A 255-nucleotide genomic window follows, 5' to 3' on the forward strand; every position below is an offset into this window, starting at 1 on the left:
GACTTAAAAGAATTATACCATTTACGGTGGGGAATTGAGACTTCTTTTCGTGATTTAAAGCATTCAGTTGATTTAGAATACTTACATACAAAAGAAAGCAGCCAAATCTATCAAGAAATATATGCAATATTAATTACTTACAATTTCACCATGAGGTTAGTTGGACAAGTAAAATTTCCTAAAAAGAAACGACATTGGGATTATCAGGTAAATGTTAAGATGGCTTTTAGGCTATATCGCCGATATTTAAATGAC

Annotated in this window: 1 protein-coding gene; it reads left to right on the forward strand. The window is 31.0% G+C overall.

All coding sequences use genetic code 11. From position 1 onward, the window contains the following. The coding region (locus tag ACEN33_RS12590) for a transposase (protein WP_407095225.1) at nt 1-255 on the forward strand (255 nt) is incomplete at both ends.

The sequence above is a fragment of the Ruoffia sp. FAM 24228 genome, from assembly GCF_045528575.1.
GTDB lineage: Bacteria > Bacillota > Bacilli > Lactobacillales > Aerococcaceae > Ruoffia > Ruoffia halotolerans.